This window comes from Sinomonas flava (genome assembly GCF_039531875.1).
Taxonomy (GTDB): Bacteria; Actinomycetota; Actinomycetes; order Actinomycetales; family Micrococcaceae; genus Sinomonas; species Sinomonas flava.
The window spans coordinates 106,881-113,118 of the sequence record NZ_BAAAQW010000010.1 but is presented as its reverse complement, the minus strand read 5'-3'; the positions used below and the strand labels follow the sequence as shown (position 1 = coordinate 113,118).

Below are 6,238 nucleotides of genomic sequence, written 5' to 3'. Positions count from 1 at the left end.
TGGGCCGGGTCAGAACCTCAGAGGTTGCTGTCCGGGAGGTGCACCGGGTAGACGGAGCGGAGGAGGTGGGCGGTCTCGGACGGCGTCTTGCCGACCTTGACGCCGGCGGCCTCGAGAGCTTCCTTCTTCGCCTGGGCGGTGCCGGAGGAGCCGGAGACGATGGCGCCGGCGTGGCCCATGGTCTTGCCCTCGGGTGCGGTGAAGCCCGCGACGTAGCCGACGACCGGCTTGGTGACGTTGTTCTTGATGAACTCGGCCGCGCGCTCCTCGGCGTCGCCGCCGATCTCGCCGATCATGACGATCGCCTTCGTGTCCGGGTCGGCCTCGAACGCGGCGAGGGCGTCGATGTGCGTGGTGCCGATGACCGGGTCGCCGCCGATGCCGATGGCGGTCGAGAAGCCGAGGTCACGCAGCTCGTACATCATCTGGTAGGTCAGCGTGCCGGACTTGGAGACCAGGCCCACGCCGCCCTTGCCGGTGATGTTGGCCGGGGTGATGCCCACGAGGGCCTCGCCCGGGGTGATGATGCCGGGGCAGTTCGGGCCGATGATGCGCGTGGTCTGGTTGCCCTCGGCGTCCTTCTTGGACTGCGCGAGCGCCCAGAACTCGGCGGAGTCCTGGACGGGCACGCCCTCGGTGATGACCACGACGAGGCCGATCTCGGCCTCGATGGCCTCGACCACGGCGTCCTTGGTGAAGGCCGGCGGCACGAACACGATCGAGGTGTCCGCGCCCGTCTCCGCCATGGCCTCCTTGACGGAGCCGAAGACCGGAAGCTCGACCGGGTTGCCGTGCTGGTCGTTGTGGGAGACCGTGGTGCCGGCCTTGCGGGCGTTCACGCCGCCCACGATGTTGGTGCCGGCCGCGAGCATGCGGGCGGTGTGCTTGGAGCCCTCGCCGCCGGTGATGCCCTGGACGATGACCTTGTTGTCCTTGTTGAGGAAGATCGACATTTTTCTCTCGTCCCTTACTTCGCAGCGCCCGAGTTGGCGAGCTCGGCGGCCTTGTCGGCGCCCTGGTCCATGTTCTCGGCGAGGGTCACCAGCGGGTGGTTCGCCTCGTGGAGGATGCGGCGGCCCTCGTCGACGTTGTTGCCGTCGAGGCGCACGACGAGCGGCTTGTTCGCCGAGTCGCCGAGCTTGTCGAGCGCGCCCACGATGCCGTTCGCGACGGCGTCGCACGCGGTGATGCCGCCGAAGACGTTCACGAAGACGCTCTTGACCTGCTCGTCGCCGAGGATGATCCCGAGGCCGTTGGCCATGACCTCGGCGGACGCGCCGCCCCCGATGTCGAGGAAGTTCGCGGGCTTGACATTGCCGTGCCGCTCGCCGGCGTAGGCCACGACGTCGAGGGTGGACATCACGAGGCCGGCGCCGTTGCCGATGATGCCGACTTCGCCGTCGAGCTTGACGTAGTTCAGGTCCAGGGCCTTGGCCTTGGCCTCGAGCGGGTCCTCGGACTCCTTGTCCACGAGCTCCTCGTGCTCGGGGTGGCGGAAGCCGGCGTTCTCGTCGATGGAGACCTTGCCGTCCAGGGCGATGATGTCCCCGGCACCGGTCTTGACCAGCGGGTTGACCTCGACGAGCGTGGCGTCCTCGCCCTTGAAGACGTCCCACAGCTTGACCAGGACAGCCGCGACCTTCTCGCGCAGCTCGGGGGCGAAGCCGGCGGCCTCGACGATCTCGGCGGCCTTGGCGGCGTCGATGCCGACGGCCGGGTCGACGGGAACCTTGGCGAGGGCCTCGGGGCGCTCGACGGCGAGCTGCTCGATCTCCATGCCGCCCTCGACCGAGCACATGGCGAGGTAGTTGCGGTTGGCGCGGTCGAGGAGGACCGAGAAGTAGTACTCCTCGGCGATGTCCGCGCCGGCGGCGATCATGACCTTCTTGACCGTGTGGCCCTTGATGTCCATGCCGAGGATGTTGGTGGCGTGCTCGAATGCCTCGTCAGCGGTCTTCGCGACCTTGACACCGCCGGCCTTGCCGCGGCCGCCGATCTTCACCTGGGCCTTGACAACGGTAACCCCGCCGATCTTCTCGGCAGCAGCCTTGGCTTCCTCGGGGGTGTGCGCAACGATCCCGGCCAGCACGGGAACGCCGTGTGCCTCGAACAGATCGCGCGCCTGGTATTCAAACAGGTCCACGGTTCAGTGTCCTCTACGTCGAAGTAGTTCTGACTCGGAGCACGCGCCGCAGAGAGCCTCCCCACGGCGGGCCTGATGCTCCAAGGGGCAACTCTAGTCCCTCCGCCCCGCACCAGTCCGCCCCGGGAGCCGTTCGTGACCAACCGCACAGCTCTACAATTGGTAGAAATCAGGGGCGGTGCTGTAGGCGGGAGCCGACGGATTCGATGACCTCGATGCTCTCCGCGAGCGGGTCGTGCGCCGCGAGCTCGGCCCGCACGGCCGCGACGCGGGCGCGCATCGCGTCGTCGGCGAGCACACGGTCGACGGCGGCCCGGATCGCCTCGGCGCGCGGGCGCTCGGTGCGCAGGTCCTCGGCGAGGCCGCGGAAGGCGAGCCGGGCGTTGACGTCCCCCTTGCCCTCGTTGAGCCCGGCGACCACCATCGGCACGCCGTGCGCGATCGCCATGAGCACCCCGCCCTGTCCGCCATTGGTGATGTAGACGTCGGAGACGGGCAGGACGGCGTCGAAGTCGACGAACTCCTCGACCACGACGTCCGGTCCCCCGATCCGCTCCCGCACCGGCGCCGCCGGCTGCCGTCCCGTCGACACGACCAGCTGCATGCCGCTCCCCCGCAGCGCCTCGACGGCCGGGTACACGAGCTTGGCGAAGTCGGCGGTGTCGATGGTCCCCTGCGAGATGAGCGCACGACGCCGGTACCCGCCGAGCGGGACATCGGCGCCCCGGTCTCCGCCCGGGTCCCGCCACGGCAGGAGCGCACCCACGTGCCGCACCTTGGGGTTGACGCGGCTGCGCGGGAAGTCGAGGCTCTGCGTGCCGGTCTGGATGACAGCGGTCGCGTAGCGATAGGGCAGGTCCGTCATGACAGTCCGCAGGCTGAAGGGCACCCCGTGCTGTGCGAGGATCTCGCGGTAGCGGACCTTGGCCGGGCGGAACACCACCTGGTTGGACACGTAGCGCGCCGCGGCGTGCTTGGCGCGGTCGAGCCGATTCCGTGCCTGCCCGAAGCCGAAGAACATCGGGGGCACGTCCGGGTCGCTCTCGATGTTCCCGATCACATTGACCGGCACGGAGTGGACGCCGAGCAGCCGCACGGCGAGCTCGGCAGCGAAGAACCCGGTGTCGTGGACGAGGACCGTGAAGGGGAACTCGCCGTGGATCTCGCGCAGGTCCTCGAAGAACCGGCCCACGTTGTCGGCGAAGATGGCCCGGCCGTCGAAGGCGATCTGCCGAGGCCCGCTGAGTTTCACGCGCTCGGGGAAGACCTCGTTGATGTTCTCCGCCGTGATCTCGACGGCCCGCCGGTAGGGCTCATGCCGGACGCCCATGCGCCCGAGCTTCCCCGCGTAGAGGCTTCCGGTGTAGAACGCGACCTCGTGGCCCGCGTCCTGAGCGGCCGCGGCGATCCCGGTGAGCGGGTTGAAGTGGCCGTCCTGGGTGAGGCTGGCGAAGAGGATCTTCATGGCACGGCTCCGTTCACGCCCAGAGACCACTCCTACGGTAGGCCGGGTCTGCGCCCGTGAGAAGGGCTGCGGGGCGTGCCGCCTCAGCCCACCTTCGTCAGGGGCGCGTACCGCAGCAGGAGTCGCTTCTCGCCGACGTCGAAGCTCACCTTCGCGACCGTCTTGTCGCCCGCGCCCTCGACCCCGATCACGGTGCCGTTGCCGAACGCGGTGTGGTTCACCTTGTCCCCCACGCTGACGGAGATGACCTCCTTCTGCGGCTGCACACGGCCCGTCTTCGTGGCCGCCGACGCGGGCGAGATCGTGGCGAAGCTCGCGTTCCGGCTCGCCCCGGCGCCCCACGAGGAACCGCCGTACCGGGACCCCGCGCCCCCGTACCGGCCGGTGAAGCCGTCTCCGGCGACGCCCACGGCCGGGGGCCGCTTGGAACCCTCGCGCTTCCACTGGATGAGCTCGGCCGGGACCTCGCCGAGGAACTGGCTCGCCGGGTAGTACTCGCTCTGGCCCCACAGGCTGCGGACCTCCGAGCGCGTGAGGTAGAGGCGCTTGCGGGCCCGGGTGAGGCCCACGTACGCGAGGCGCCGCTCCTCGGCGAGCTCGTCGGGGTCCGTGGCTGCGCGACGATGCGGGAACACGCCGTGCTCCATGCCGGTCAGGAACACCACCGGGAACTCGAGCCCCTTGGCTGTGTGGAGGGTCATCAGCGTCACGACGCCCTGCCGCCTCGCCTCGGCGACCGCCGCGTCGACCTCGGCCTGGGAGGCGCCGTCGGGCGTGTCCGGGATCTGGTCCGCGTCCGCCACGAGCGAGACCTGCTCGAGGAACTCCTCGAGGCTGCCCTCGGGGTTCTCGCGCTCGTACTCGCGCACGACGGCGACGAGCTCGGCCAGGTTCTCGACGCGCGACTCGTCCTGGGGGTCCGTCGAGGAACGGAGGCCGGCGAGATACCCCGTCTGCTCGAGCACGGCCTCGAGCGCCTCGGCGGCGCCGGAGCCCTCCGCGACGGCGGCCAGGTCGTCGAGGAGCTTGACGAAGGCGTTCACCGCGTTGAGCGAGCGGGCCGCCATGCCGGGCGCCTCGTCGGCGCGCCGCATCGCCGCCATGAATGGGACGCGGTCCCGCTCCGCGAGGGCGGCGATCGTCCCCTCGGCCCGCTCGCCGATGCCGCGCTTCGGCTCGTTGAGCACGCGGCGGAGGTTGACGTCGTCGTCCGGGTTGACGAGCACGCGCAGGTAGGCGAGCGCGTCCTTGATCTCCTTGCGCTCGTAGAAGCGCGTGCCGCCCACGACCTTGTACGGCAGCCCGACGCGCATGAGGATCTCCTCGAGGCTGCGGGACTGGGCGTTGGTGCGGTAGAAGACCGCGACGTCGCCGGGGCGGAACTCGCCGGAGTCGGTGAGCCTGTCGATCTCCTTGGCGATGAAGCGCGCTTCCTCATGCTCGTTCTCGGCGGCGTAGCCGATGATCTTCTCGCCGTCGCCCTCCGAGGTCCAGAGCCGCTTCTCGGGCCGGTTCGGGTTGCGCGAGATCACGGCGTTGGCGGCGGAGAGGATGGTCTGGGTCGAGCGGTAGTTCTGCTCGAGCTTGATGGTGCGGGCCTCGGGGTAGTCCTTCTCGAACTCGACGATGTTGCGGATGTCCGCGCCGCGGAAGGCGTAGATCGACTGGTCCGAGTCGCCGACCACGGTCAGCTCGGACGCCTCGTCCCCCTCCCCGACGATCTCCCGGACGAGCGCGTACTGGGCGTGGTTGGTGTCCTGGTACTCGTCCACGAGGACGTGGCGGAAGCGGCGGCGGTACATCTGCGCGAGCGCCGGGAAGGCCCGGAACATGTACACGGTCTCGGCGATGAGGTCGTCGAAGTCCATCGCGTTGGCCTGGCGCAGGCGCTGCGTGTAGCCCTTGTATACCTCGGCCACCCCGGCTTCGAAGGGGTCGTTCAGGTTGGCGCGCCCGGCGAAGTCGTCCGCGTCGATGAGCTCGTTCTTGAGCGAGGAGATCTTGTGCTGGACGGCCTTGGGGGCCACCTTCTTGGGGTCGAGCTCGAGGCCCTTGTGCACGAGGGTGATGAGGCGGAGGGAATCCGCCGAGTCGTAGATCGAGAAGTTGGAGTTCAGGCCCACGGACTTCGCCTCGCGGCGCAGGATCCGCACGCACGAGGAGTGGAAGGTCGAGATCCACATCCGCTGGGCCCGCTCGCCCACGAGCGCCTCGATGCGCTCGCGCATCTCCGCCGCGGCCTTGTTGGTGAACGTGATGGCGAGGATCTCGCCGTGGTGCGCCCGGCGCGTCGCGATGAGGTAGGCGATGCGGTGCGAGAGCACCCGCGTCTTGCCCGAGCCGGCGCCGGCGACGATGAGCAGGGGGCTCCCCGCATGGGTCACCGCCTCGAGCTGCTGGGGGTTGAGGCCCTCGAGCAGGCGGGCCGCCGACTCCTCGGCCTCGCGCCGGGCGTCCTCGGCGGGGTCGGAGGCCGGCAGCCAGCCGGCAGGCATGTCCTCGGGCGCGCCGTATTCCTCGTCGGGCACCGGCGGCAGCTCGTCGGGATCCGGTTCCTGCGCGCCCCCGGGCACACCGGGCTTGGGCACGTGGGCATAGGGATCGAAGAGCATATCCATGATCCCTCTATT

General features: G+C 69.7%; 4 protein-coding genes. All 4 read right to left on the bottom strand.

Features of this window, described 5'->3' with window-relative positions; all coding sequences use genetic code 11:
• Positions 1-17: 17 nt before the first annotated feature.
• Complete coding sequence (gene sucD / locus ABD298_RS15595) at positions 18-953, bottom strand: succinate--CoA ligase subunit alpha (RefSeq protein WP_344300679.1); 936 nt, start codon at positions 951-953, stop codon at positions 18-20.
• 14 nt (positions 954-967) lie between these two features.
• Complete coding sequence (gene sucC, locus ABD298_RS15590; protein ID WP_344300678.1) at positions 968-2,143, bottom strand: ADP-forming succinate--CoA ligase subunit beta; 1,176 nt, start codon at positions 2,141-2,143, stop codon at positions 968-970.
• A gap of 169 nt (positions 2,144-2,312) precedes the next feature.
• Positions 2,313-3,608: a glycosyltransferase gene (locus ABD298_RS15585; protein ID WP_344300677.1), complete on the bottom strand. Its 1,296-nt coding sequence runs from the start codon at positions 3,606-3,608 to the stop codon at positions 2,313-2,315.
• Positions 3,609-3,691: 83 nt separating this feature from the next.
• On the bottom strand, positions 3,692-6,226 hold the full coding sequence (pcrA, locus tag ABD298_RS15580) for a DNA helicase PcrA (protein ID WP_344300675.1): 2,535 nt from the start codon (positions 6,224-6,226) through the stop codon (positions 3,692-3,694).
• Between the last annotated feature and the right edge of the window lie 12 nt (positions 6,227-6,238).

Excerpts from the sequence above, each read along its gene's own strand:
- sucD (WP_344300679.1), bottom strand. The coding sequence starts at position 953 with ATGTCGATCTTCCTCAACAAGGACAACAAGGTCATCGTCCAGGGCATC.
- pcrA (WP_344300675.1), bottom strand. The coding sequence starts at position 6,226 with ATGGATATGCTCTTCGATCCCTATGCCCACGTGCCCAAGCCCGGTGTG.
- ABD298_RS15585 (WP_344300677.1), bottom strand. The coding sequence starts at position 3,608 with ATGAAGATCCTCTTCGCCAGCCTCACCCAGGACGGCCACTTCAACCCG.